Raw genomic sequence first — 599 nt, 5'->3', positions numbered from 1 at the left:
GGACCTTGACGTATCCGCAGTGAATGATGAAGGATTTTTAGCAATCCATTTCACGAATGCCGAAGATGTCAACTACACATCATATTTCATTACACGTATAGAATTTCTGATATAGCAACCTGCCGCAAATCAACGGCTTAATTTATTTATCAAGAAAGAGAGGAATCAACTATGAACAAAAACAAGCCAGATATGAACTACAAGACACCCGTACCCTACGGCCCAGCAACCGGAAAAGATGATCCCGGCAGGCAACCAGTGATCGACAGCACGCCTTATGAGGGAGATTACAGCCCGGATCATAAGCAGTTTAAGCCAGGCCACGTACCGGGAGGTCCAGGGCATAAGGACTGCGAGCATGAATAACTGACAGGAGAACTGTATGTACATAACTACAAACACAATCATTACGGCAGCCAGCGTGATCACCGCGCTGGTTGTTATATTTTCAGCACTCTTCGCTGTTTACAGGTGGTATCTTAGACAAGGACAGCAGGATCGGGAAATTAAAAATATCAAAGACGAACAGTGCCTTCTTGTTTATGGGGTTCTGGCCTGTTTGAAGGGAATGAAGGAACAGGGCTGCAATGGTCCAGTGA

Annotated in this window: 2 protein-coding genes; both read left to right on the top strand. The window is 45.2% G+C overall.

Annotation, left to right across the window (positions count from 1 at the left end):
* Positions 1–171: 171 nt before the first annotated feature.
* Complete coding sequence (locus NE473_RS30115) at positions 172–366, top strand: hypothetical protein (protein WP_118043220.1); 195 nt, start codon at positions 172–174, stop codon at positions 364–366.
* Between the two features lie 16 nt (positions 367–382).
* On the top strand, positions 383–599 hold a 217-nt coding region (locus tag NE473_RS30110), incomplete at its 3' end, for a branched-chain amino acid ABC transporter permease (protein ID WP_256265547.1).

This window comes from Hungatella sp. SL.1.14 (genome assembly GCF_024460495.1).
Lineage (GTDB): Bacteria > Bacillota > Clostridia > Lachnospirales > Lachnospiraceae > Hungatella > Hungatella hathewayi.
This window is presented reverse-complemented; position numbering and strand designations above follow the sequence as displayed.

Coding starts and splice junctions, on each gene's coding strand:
- NE473_RS30115 (WP_118043220.1), top strand. CDS start 172: ATGAACAAAAACAAGCCAGATATGAACTACAAGACACCCGTACCCTAC.